Raw genomic sequence first — 2,377 nt, forward strand, 5'->3', positions numbered from 1 at the left:
AAGGAGACCTCATGAAGATCACGTATCTGCTCGGCTGGGGCGACGAGATGGGCGGCACCGAGCTGGCCACCTACACCCAGGCCAAGCACCTCGCCGAGCGCCCCGGCATCGAGGCCGAGGTCGTCTCCGTCTTCCGGACCCGCGCCGAGCCGTTCTTCGCCGAGGCGCGCGACCTGCCCGTCCGCTACCTCGTGGACCGCACCACGACCCCCGAACGGCCGGTGCGGGAGAGCGAGCTGGACGACGCCGCGTGCCGCACCCTCGCCGCGCTGCCCAGCGAGCTGATCAAGCCCGCCTGGGAGGACACCTTCGACCGGCTCTCCGACATCGAGCTGACCGCCGCGCTCACCGCCCTCGACACCGACGTCCTCGTCACCACCACACCCGCGCTGCTCGCCGCCGCCGTGGCGCTGGTGCCCGCGCGCGTCGTCACCGTCCACCAGGAGCACCGCCCCACCCAGCGCCGAGGCCCCTCCGGCGAACCCCTGCTCCTGCACGCCCCCCGCCTGGACGCCCTGGTCACGCTCACCGAACGCACCCGCGACTGGATCGCCGAGTCCCTGGGGGCCACCGCCCCCGAGCTGGCCGTCATCCCGAACGCCGTACCGGACGGCTTCCGGCCGCGCGCCGACGGCGAGAGCAAGGTCATCGTCATGGCGGCGCGGCTGACCGGCGAGAAGCGCGTCGACCACGCCGTCCGCGCCTTCGCCCAGGTCGCCGACGCGCACCCGGGCTGGACGCTGCGGATCTTCGGCAGCGGCCACCGCGAACGGCATCTGCGCCGCCTCGTCGACGGGTTCGGCCTGCACGACCGGGTCGAACTGCTCGGTCCCTGCCAGGACATGGCCGCCGAGTGGGCCAAGGCGGGGCTGAGCCTGATGACCGCAGGGCACAACGAGGCGTTCCCGCTGGTGCTCCTCGAAGCGCTCGCCGCCGGAGTGCCCGTCGTCGCGTACGACGTGCTGACCGGGCCCGCCGAGATCGTGCGGCACCGCGTCGACGGGCTCCTCGTGCCGCCCGGTGAGGTCGCTGAACTGGCCCGCTCCATGGACGAGTTGATGGGCGACGACGCCACCCGGCGCGCCTACGCCCGTGCCGCCCGCGAAGGCGTCTACGCCCGCTTCTCCTCGGCGGACGTCACCGCCCGCTGGGAGGAGCTGTACACCCGGCTCGTGGCGGAACGCGAGCGGCCCCGGCGGCTGCGCGGGCGCGCGGACCGCGTCGCCCTCGGTGTCGCCTCCGGCGGCTGCGGCTTCCGGCCCACCGCCCCGCACACCTTCGACGCCTCGGCCGCCGCCGACGAGCGGGCCCGCGAGGACGAGATCATCGCCGCCGACACCACGGGCCGCGTGATCCGCTCGGTGGGTCGCCTCGCCGAGCGCCGCGACGACGTGCTCGCCCCGCGCATGGCGGAGTGGAACCTGCGGCTCACCGCGTCCGCCCTGGAAGCGCAGGACGTGCCCTACGTCCTCGTCCGCACCCCCGACGGCACCGCGCACACGCTGGCCGTGGCCGCCGACGACCGGAGCCGCGCCCTGAAGGCCCTGGCGGGGGCGTTGCGCGGGCAGCCCGTTTACGCCGAACTCGTCAACCCGCGCGACGCGGCGCCCGGCGCCGTCCTCGCCGAACGCCTCGACTCCATCGGCGAGTTGTCCGGCGTGAAGATCTTCAAGCCGGTGACCACGACGACGCTGTCGCTGCGGCACGGCGCGGGCCTCGCCTGCACGGTGGCGTTCTGGCCCCGGACCGTCCAGAGCGCGTCCGGGGCGGCCGACGGCTTCCGCGCGCCCTTCGGGACGACGCTCGCCGGCGCGGAGCTGCCCTCGCTCACCCCGACGGCGACCCTGCGGGTGGCGGAGCGCGACTACCCCACCCTCCAGGTGTTCACCGAACTCCTCGTCAAGGACGTGGACTTCCCCATCGACGCCGTCTACACCTGGGTCGACGACTCCGACCCCGAGTGGCGCGCCCTTCGCGACGCGGCCCGTGGCGGCGGCCGGCAGGAGTCGGCGGACGACGGCGCGGTGCGCTACCGCAACCGCGACGAGCTGCGCTTCAGCCTGCGCTCCCTGGCGATGTACGCGCCGTGGATCCGGCATGTGTACCTGGTCACGGCGGGGCAGGTCCCCGACTGGCTCGACCGCGACCACCCGGGCCTGACCGTCGTGGACCACCGCGAGCTGTTCGCCGAGCCCGACGCGTGCCTGCCGACCTTCAACTCGCACTCCATCGAGTCCCAGCTGCACCGGATCGAGGGCCTGTCGGAGCACTTCCTGTACTTCAACGACGACATGTTCCTCGGCCGCCCCACCACCCCGGACACCTTCTTCCTCAGCAACGGCCTGGCCCGCTTCTTCTGGTCGTCGGCGTCCGTGCC

At 73.9% G+C, this 2,377-nt stretch carries 1 protein-coding gene; it reads left to right on the forward strand.

Annotated elements, in window-relative coordinates:
- Positions 1 to 11: 11 nt before the first annotated feature.
- Positions 12 to 2,377, forward strand: a 2,366-nt coding sequence (locus GKQ77_RS31655) for a stealth family protein (RefSeq protein WP_219692556.1), incomplete at its 3' end; no start/stop codon positions are given.

Source organism: Streptomyces anatolicus, assembly GCF_019400875.1.
Lineage (GTDB): Bacteria > Actinomycetota > Actinomycetes > Streptomycetales > Streptomycetaceae > Streptomyces > Streptomyces anatolicus.